Consider the following 8,429-nt stretch of genomic DNA (forward strand, 5'->3'; position numbering starts at 1 on the left):
GTCTCACACTGGCTATCCCGTACCAGGGCCTCGGCAACTCGGCCATCGCCGCCGTCGCCACCGACGAACAGCTCGAGCGTTTCGGCAAGGTGTGGGCCTCGATGGCCATCACCGAACCCGGCTTCGGTTCCGACTCCGCCGCCGTCACCACCACCGCGGTGCTCGACGGCGACGAGTACGTGCTCAACGGCGAGAAGATCTTCGTCACGGCCGGCGAGCGCTCCACGCACATCGTCGTGTGGGCCACCGTCGACAAGACGAAGGGCCGCGCCGCGATCAAGTCGTTCGTCGTCCCCCGCGACGCCCCCGGCCTGAGCGTCGCCCGCCTCGAGCACAAGCTGGGCATCAAGGCGTCCGACACCGCGGTCCTGCTGCTGCAGGACTGCCGGATCCCCAGGGACAACCTGCTCGGCACGCCGGAGGTCAACGTCGAGAAGGGCTTCGCCGGCGTCATGCAGACGTTCGACAACACCCGTCCGATCGTCGCCGGCATGGCGGTCGGCCTCGGCCGCGCCGCGCTCGAGGAACTGCGCAGCATCCTCTCCGACGCCGGTGTGGAGATCTCCTACGACACCCCCGCGTACAACCAGCACGCGGCGGCCGCCGAGTTCCTGCAGCTCGAGGCCGACTGGGAGGCCGCCTACCTGCTCGCTCTGCGCGCAACGTGGATGGCGGACAACAAGAAGCCGAACTCACTCGAAGCATCCATGTCGAAGGCGAAGGCCGGTCGCACCGGAACCGCCATCTCCCTCAAGGCCGTCGAACTCGCCGGGACCTTGGGCTACTCGGAGCGCCCGCTGCTCGAGAAGTGGGCGCGCGATTCCAAGATCCTCGACATCTTCGAGGGAACGCAGCAGATCCAGCAGCTGATCGTCGCTCGCCGTCTGCTCGGAAAGTCGTCCGCCGAGCTGAAGTAGCAGCTCGAGGGGGACTTTCATCGAGGGGTGTAGCCCCCGCCGCGCTCCCCTGCGGCGGGGGCTTCTTCGTGCGGGACGTCCGGCTTCGCCGGACCGCGTGGCCGGACCGGCCTCTTCATCTACGCTGAACGGGAAATCCGTCACTGCAGCCGGAGGGGTTCTTGATGCCAGCTCAGCACTTCCTCACCAAGATCACGGACACCGTGGGAGCTGTGCGGGTGATGAACCGCGCAGGCCTCGTTCCCTTTCCCCGCGTCGACCAGGGCGTCCGATCGATCCTGGCCGTGCGGAAGTACGGACCGTTCGCCGGGCCCGTCCACGCGAATGCCGAGGCCGGGCTGGATGCGGTGGCCCTGATCGACGAGCGCGGCCCGCTCACCTACACCGACATCGAGGAGCAGTCCAACGCCCTGGTGCGGGCGTGGCAGGCCGACGGCATCACTCCCGGTTCGGTCATGGGATGCATGTGCCGCAATCATCGGGGCCTGGTCCTGACGATGCTCGCCGCCGCCAAGAACGGCACCAAGCTGGTGCTGATGAACACCGGGTTCGCCCGGCCGCAGCTCGTCGACGTCGCCGCCCGCGAGCAGGTTCAGGCGTTCGTGTACGACGACGAGTTCCACGCGGTCGCCGAGGCCCTCCCCGACGAGGTCATCGCCTATCGCTCCTGGGCGGAGGACGATTCGACGTCCCAGGTCCGCACACTCGACGACGTGATGGAGGGCAGAGACCGCAGTTCGCTGCCCGCGCCGTCCACGCAGGGCGGATTCGTCCTCCTCACCAGCGGCACCACGGGCACACCGAAGGGCGCTCCCCGCGGACACACGTCGCCGCTCGCGTCGGCCCAGTTCCTCGACCGGGTTCCGCTGCGACGCGGGCAGACGATGATGATGGCGGCCCCCGCCTTCCACGGAACAGGAGTCTCCCAGTTCGCGCTCGCGCTGGCGCTCGGCCAGACCGTGGTGATGGATCGCAAGTTCGATCCGGAGAACACGATCCGCCTGGTCGAGAAGCACCGCTGCGACACACTGGTCGTCGTTCCCACCATGCTGCAGCGCATCATCGACCTCGGGCCCGAGACGCTGGCAAAGTACGACACGTCGAGCCTGAAGATCATCTTCGCGGCCGGGTCCGCACTCTCCCCCGACCTCTGCAAGCGCACCACCGCCGCCTTCGGCGAGGTGCTCCACAACCTGTACGGCTCGACCGAGGTCGCCGTCGCCACCGTCGCGACTCCGGCCGACCTTGCGCTGGCGCCGGGCACCGCGGGACGGGCACCCGTCACCTGCCACGTGGAACTCTATGACGAGTCGGGTCAACGGATCACCGAACCCGAGACCGTCGGACGGATCTTCGTCGCCAGCGGTCTCAGCTTCTCCGGCTACACCGACGGTCGTGACAAGGAGCGCATCAACGGTCTGCTGTCCACCGGCGACGTCGGCCACTTCGACCGCAACGGCCTCCTCTTCGTGGACGGCCGGGACGACGACATGATCGTCTCCGGCGGCGAGAACGTCTACCCCCTCGAGGTCGAGAACCTGCTCGCCGACCGCGAGGACGTGCTCGAGGCTGCTGTGATCGGTGTCGAGGACTCCGAATTCGGCCATCGCCTCAGGGCTTTCGTGGTACCCGGTCCGGGGTCCGCGAAGGACGCCGACGAGTTGAAGGCCCACGTCAAGTCGAACCTGGCGCGGTACAAGGTGCCCCGCGAGATCGTCTTCATCGAGGAACTCCCCCGCAACGCGACTGGCAAGTTGCTGCGTCGCGTCCTGATCGAGATGGACGTCACGGAGAGCTGATCCCGATCGCGGATCGGGGAACCGGTTCGTGTAGATCTGTTCCGCGGTCAGCGAATCCGGGATTGCGGCACCCCCGACGATCGGTGTCAGTTCGTCGACCGTCCCCTGCACTCGCGGCTGCTCTGCCGAATAGTGTTCTCATGCAGTCACTCCTGGACTGGAAGCACCTGCCCTCGATGCCCGCGGCTCGCCGTCACTGCCCGACCGTCGACATCAGTCCCTATCTCGCCGAGAGAGCGCGCGCCGACAACAGCGCCGAATGCGCCTGTGTGGCAGCGGAACTCGACACCGCGTGCCGTGAGGTCGGGTTTGTCCAGATCGTCGCACTCGCAGCCCGTGTCCGAGTCCCTCAGCATGAGCCTCCGGGTGGAGTCCGCGAACATGATGAGCGACTCGGTCCGCAAGGGTACTCGACGGACTGGCCCCATTTCACGCGACAGCCGCTGAGCGAAGCCCTCGTGCTGGTGGACGGGCAGTCGCACCGGCGAGGTGGTCCGCCCTCGACGGGGGCGAGCGGAGACAAAAAGAACCGGTGCCCTGGATTCCAGGACACCGGTTCTTCAGTGGTAGCGGGGACAGGATTTGAACCTGCGACCTCTGGGTTATGAGCCCAGCGAGCTACCGAGCTGCTCCACCCCGCGTTGCATGAACAAAGTTACACGAGCGAACGAACGGATTGCAAATCGCCCGGAAAGAGTCCGAGTAGCAACCTTTCGGCACCACTCGAGTCACATCCGTTACCTGAATGTTATGACGCTCGTCACATTTTAGTCGAAAGCTGTAACGCTGCCGAAACCTGAAACTTCGGGGACGACCTGGGAAAACACCGTCCGTTCATCCCAGTATTTGGACGCCCGTCACAGAAAATCGACCCGTGACCATTCCGTGATCACCGCGTACGTTCGTTGCCAGCCCGAAACTACCGGGCAACGCCGACCCGCCGCAGCTCGACCTGCCCCCGCGGGATTCGGAATCCCGACACCTCGAGGGGCAGGGACGAGGACAGATCGACCACCGGGTCGGCACACCAGCCGTTACCGCACACCACAACCTCGTCAGCAGGCGCGGAGAGGAAACAACCACATGACCAATTCCAGCATCGTCAAGCGGACCATGGGCGCAATCGCACTCACCGGAGCAGTCATCGGAGTGCCGCTCGGCCTGAGCACCGGCACCGCATCGGCCGCTTCCGGAGACTGGGACGCCGTCGCAGCGTGTGAGAGCAGCGGCAACTGGGGCGCCGACACCGGAAACGGCTTCTCAGGCGGTCTGCAGTTCACCGACAGCACCTGGGCAGCGAACGGTGGCAGCGGCTCGCCGGCCAACGCCTCGCGCGAGGAGCAGATCCGCGTCGCCGAGAACGTCCTGGCGACCCAGGGCCCCGGCGCCTGGCCGGTCTGCGGACAGTACCTCTGATCCGCACCACACACTTGCGAGAGTGCCCCGCGCGCAGCACGACTGCGCGCGGGGCACTCCTGCATCGCACGGCCTCGACATACACCACCAGGACCCATGTTCCTGCCATTTCGACGTGAGCCGCTGCACAAAATCGTGGTGATCCCCGACACATAACAGCGGGGTAACGAATAGACTCCGAAACGATATCGAGGCAGGTTGACCTGCGCAGACAGGGGAAACTCGCCTGCGCCGCCGGACAGCTGTCCACCATTTTCGCCAGGTGAACTGCGGCCGAAGCTCCCGTACGGTCGCTCTCGGCCCGAAACAACCGGGCGAAAGCCGGCCCGCCGCTGCTAGCTCTGCCCCGCGGGTTCGGAATCCCCGAAACCTTCGAGGGGCAGGGACGCGGCACAGAATCGCAGCCCGGCGTGACGACGCAGACGTTGTCACCCGCAGGCCGGCCACGCCAGCAAGCGCGGAGAGGATTGACCCCGCATGACCAATCACAGCATCAGCAAGCGTGCCCTCGGCTGGATCGCCGTCACCGGAGCCGTCGTCGCCGTCCCGCTCGGACTGAGCACCGGCACCGCCTCCGCCGCTTCCCACAACTGGGACGGCGTCGCCCAGTGCGAGAGTGGCGGCAACTGGGGAATCAACACCGGAAACGGCTACTACGGCGGTCTGCAGTTCTCGCAGAGCACCTGGGAGGCCAACGGCGGCACCGGCTCGGCATCGAACGCCAGCAAGGCCGAGCAGGTCCGCGTCGCCGAGAACGTTCTCGCGACCCAGGGCCAGGGTGCATGGCCGGTGTGCGGTCAGTACCTGTCCACCGGTGGCGGCGACGTCGCCGAGGCTCCCGCGCCCGCTCCGGAGCCCACCCCGGCTCCCGCCCCCGCGGCTCCGGCTCAGGTCCAGGCACCCGCCCCGGTCGAGCCCGCCGCACAGCAGACGCTCGACGCCGCGCGTCAGGTCGCCGAGCAGAACGGCTACGGACAGCAGTTCCAGCAGCTGGTGGACTCCAACCCGCAGTTGGTCGACGCACTGCGCTGATCTTCCGATCAGATACGACGAGGCCCTGTCATCCGGTTCGGATGACAGGGCCTCGTTCTCTGCGGTTGAAGCGCCTCTACTTCGGGATCGCCTCGTACGCGGCGACCGCCTTCTGGACGCGAGCAAGGGCTGCGCCGTAGGCCGCGAAGTCACCGCTGCGCTGCGCCGACGTCAAGGCGTCGAGCGACGCGTCCAACTCCGCCACGGCCGCCGAGACATCCGTGCCGGACGGCGGTGTCGCCGGGGCGGTCGGCGCCGGTGCCGCACCCTGATCGACCGGCGGCGTGGTGCCGGACTCCGGAGGCGTCCCCTCTTCCGCACTGGGTGCCGTCGCCACCGAGCCTGTGCCGGCACCGAACACCTGGTCGAGCGCCTGCGCCAACGTCGGGGCGTACCCGACGCGCACACTGTTACTCGGCGGCGGCTCGCGGTAGCTCACCAGCACTCGCGACAGCTGCGGGAACGTCGACGTGTTCGGGCCTGTCGAACTTCGCTCCGTATACATCGGTTCGACGTAGAGGATGCCGCCGTCCGCGATCGGCAAGGTCAGCAGGTTGCCGTACTGAATCTTGTTCGATCTCTCGAGCAGGGTTCTCTCCGACGCCACCCGTGGATCCGAGATCATCGAGTTCTGAGTCTGCTGCGGACCCTGGGTCTGCGTGTCCGTCGGCAACTGGAGCACCGTGAACTTGCCGTAATTCTCCGGATCCGATTTCACCGACAGATATGCAGACAAGAACTCGCGACTGTAACCCACCATCGCACTGGTCAGATTGAACGACGGTTTCCCGGTCTCGGGATCACCGACCAGCACGTAGTACGGCGGCTGGTTCGCGCTCGTGTCGATCGTGGGATCGCTCGGCACCGACCAGAACGCGTTGTTGGTGAAGAACTCCTTCGGATCGTCCACGTGGTACTTGGCGAGCATCTCGCGCTGCACCTTGAACAGGTCCTCGGGATAGCGGAAGTGCGCACGCAGTTCATCCGGAATCGAATCCGCCGGCTGGACCGCATCCGGGAACACACCCATCCACGCATCGAGCACCGGATCGTTCTGATCCACCTGGTAGAGCTTCACGGTGCCGTCGTACGCGTCGACGGTGGCCTTCACCGAGTTGCGGATGTAGGACACCTCCTTACGGGGCAGCAGGCGGCCGGTGTTCTGGTCGATGCTGTCCTCGACGAGTCCGTCGAGCGAACTGCGCTGGGCGTACGGGTAGTCCTGCAACGTGGTGTAGGCGTCCACGATCCAGACCACCTTGCCGTCGACGACGGCCGGGTACGAGTCGCCGTCCGCGGTCAGCCACGGGGCGACGTGCGTGACCCGGTCCCGCGGGTCCCGGTTGTAGATGATCTTGGAATCCGACCCGATGGCACCGGAGAACAGGATGTTGCGCTCGGTGTACTTGGCCGCGAACGCCAGCCGGTTGAACCAGTTGCCGATCGGCACTCCACCGGAACCGGTGTACGTGTAGCGCGAGGTGTCGGTGTCGTACTCGCGCGGGTCCGAACCCTCGGATCCGCCGACGATCGCGTAGTCGGCGTCCGTGTCGGCGATGACCTCGCCGTAGTAGATGCGCGGCTGCTCGACCGGAATGACCTGATTACCCGCCTCCTGCGAGGCGATATCGCTGACCATGTAGACGGGGTAACCGCTGTTGCTGTTGGCGGCTTCCTCCGCGGACTCGCCGGCAGCGGCGTTCACCCGGTTCGCGGGAGCTGCGACCAGTCCGTTGCCGTGCGTATAGACGGTGTGCTTGTTGATCCAGTCCGTCTGGTTACCCGTCAGGCTCTTGGACGACAACTCGCGGGCCGCGACGATGTAGTCACGCAACTGCCCGTCGATGTCGTACCGGTCGATGTCGAGCGTCGGCGGGAAACCGTAGAAGTTCTTCAACTGCTGCTGCTGGGTGAACGTCCGCGACAGGATGTTCGGATCGAGCAGTCGCGTGTTCTCGATGGTCATGACGTCGGCGGGCACGTCCCGCGGCGGCTTCGTGCCGTACCCCTGATAGTCCTGGTACTCGACCTTGTCGTCGGTGATGCCGTACGCCTGCCGCGTGGCGGCGATGTTCCGCTCGATGTACGCGCTCTCCTTGTCGGCGGCGTTGGGACGCACCGAGAACTGCTCGACCACGAGCGGCCACACCGCGCCGACCAGGATCGAGGAGAGCACGAGAAGCGCTGTCGCCATCGCGGGAATCCGCAGATCGCGCAGGAAGATCGCCGCGAAGAACGCACCCGCGCAGATGACCGCGATGGCCAGCAGGATCAGCTTCGCCTGCAGCACCGCATTCATGTCCGTGTAGCTACCACCGGTGAACGTGGGTTCCTTGCGGCTGCTCGACAGCAGCGAGTAACGGTCGAACCAGTACGCGACGGCCTTGAGGAGAATGAACGTTCCCGCGAGCACCGCCAACTGGACTCGCGCCGCATTGGTCAGTGCGCCGCCCCGGCCCGCCAGCTTCAGCCCGCCGAAGATGTAGTGCGTCACCAGGCTCGCGAAGAACGCCAGCAGAACCGCGACGAACAGCCAGTTGAGGACGAAACGGTAGAACGGCAGATCGAAGGTGTAGAAGCCGACGTCGAGGCCGAACTCGGGATCGGCGACGCCGAACGCGCCGCCGTTGACGAACAGCTGCACCGTCACCCAGCTGGACTGGGCGATCAGCCCGGCGAGCAGTCCCACCGCGATCGGAATGGCCAGGCCGAACAGGCGCAGCCGAGTCATCACCGTGGTGCGGTACCGCGCCACGGGATCGTTGGGACCCGACACCGGGACGAACACCGGCCGCGAACGGTAGGCGAGCAGCAGTGCCAGCCAGACGATTCCGCCGACCACGACACCGACTACGAGGAAGAGGAGCAGGCGGGTGATCAGGACCGTGGTGAAGACACCACGGAATCCGACTTCACCGAACCACAACCAGTCCGTGTAGGTACTGATGAGCCGAGGGCCCACCAGCAACAGGGCCGCGACGACAAGCGCCAGCACCAGCAGCACTCGGCTGCGTTTGGACAACGACGGTAAACCTGCGGGGGGCCGCATGCCCACGTGCCACACTCCAAGAATACGGCGACGCTGTCGCGCCGCGATCAACTGCACCGTTCGTTCGTCCACACCCGAACCGCACGGGCGTGACCGTTTCGTCCCACTCTACGTAACAACCGAGAGATGCGGCCGTCGGTCCTGTTCCGGGGGTGCGAAGATGGGTCTCGTGAGTGAAGAGAATGTGAACAGAGAGACGGACGCCCTCGCCCGCTG

Annotated in this window: 4 protein-coding genes, 1 tRNA gene and 1 pseudogene; 4 read left to right on the forward strand and 2 right to left on the reverse strand. The window is 66.0% G+C overall.

The window, feature by feature from the left end:
• On the forward strand, window positions 1-917 hold a 917-nt coding region (locus AC1D1G_RS37365), incomplete at its 5' end, for an acyl-CoA dehydrogenase family protein (RefSeq protein ID WP_477956093.1).
• Between the two features lie 164 nt (window positions 918-1,081).
• On the forward strand, window positions 1,082-2,716 hold the full coding sequence (locus AC1D1G_RS37370; RefSeq protein ID WP_477956094.1) for an acyl-CoA synthetase: 1,635 nt from the start codon (window positions 1,082-1,084) through the stop codon (window positions 2,714-2,716).
• Window positions 2,717-3,280: 564 nt separating this feature from the next.
• On the opposite strand, the gene AC1D1G_RS37375 is transcribed toward AC1D1G_RS37370, so the two are convergent.
• Window positions 3,281-3,357, reverse strand: a tRNA-Met gene (locus tag AC1D1G_RS37375).
• Between the two features lie 442 nt (window positions 3,358-3,799).
• Between AC1D1G_RS37375 and AC1D1G_RS37380 the strand changes: the two are divergent.
• Together AC1D1G_RS37380 and AC1D1G_RS37385 are read left to right on the forward strand one after the other, a co-directional pair.
• Window positions 3,800-4,129: pseudogene (locus AC1D1G_RS37380) on the forward strand (transglycosylase family protein); the annotation flags it as partial.
• A 480-nt stretch (window positions 4,130-4,609) separates the two neighbouring features.
• A complete protein-coding gene (locus tag AC1D1G_RS37385; RefSeq protein WP_280781668.1) occupies window positions 4,610-5,164 on the forward strand; it encodes a transglycosylase family protein in 555 nt (184 codons plus the stop codon).
• 76 nt (window positions 5,165-5,240) lie between these two features.
• On the opposite strand, the gene AC1D1G_RS37390 is transcribed toward AC1D1G_RS37385, so the two are convergent.
• Window positions 5,241-8,219 (reverse strand): UPF0182 family protein, encoded by a 2,979-nt coding sequence (locus AC1D1G_RS37390; RefSeq protein WP_283335240.1) that lies wholly within the window; start codon window positions 8,217-8,219, stop codon window positions 5,241-5,243.
• Window positions 8,220-8,429: the final 210 nt, after the last annotated feature.

The organism is Rhodococcus sp. P3_B8, assembly GCF_056402775.1.

Excerpts from the sequence above, each read along its gene's own strand:
- AC1D1G_RS37385 (WP_280781668.1), top strand. The coding sequence starts at position 4,610 with ATGACCAATCACAGCATCAGCAAGCGTGCCCTCGGCTGGATCGCCGTC.
- AC1D1G_RS37370 (WP_477956094.1), top strand. The coding sequence starts at position 1,082 with ATGCCAGCTCAGCACTTCCTCACCAAGATCACGGACACCGTGGGAGCT.